Genomic DNA, 212 nt, shown 5'->3' with positions numbered 1-212 from the left:
ACTGCTTGCGTCCACTATGTGGTTCCCGAACAACAAACCAAACCGGTTCGTTGCTAAGGAACACAACTGAATAACAACACCACATGTTGTAACCACAGATTTCCCACCCCCAAAACGGGTGGGGCAAGGGTTACGGCGGTCATAGCGTGGGGGAAACGCCCGGTCCCATTCCGAACCCGGAAGCTAAGACCCACAGCGCCGATGGTACTGCA

Annotated in this window: 1 rRNA gene; it reads left to right on the top strand. The window is 54.7% G+C overall.

What is annotated here, in order from left to right:
• Nucleotides 1–131 precede the first annotated feature (131 nt).
• A 5S ribosomal RNA gene (gene rrf, locus AC5RVN_RS17505) occupies nt 132–212 on the top strand; the annotation flags it as partial.

It is taken from the genome of Arthrobacter sp. sptzw32, from assembly GCF_059089735.1.
This window is presented reverse-complemented; position numbering and strand designations above follow the sequence as displayed.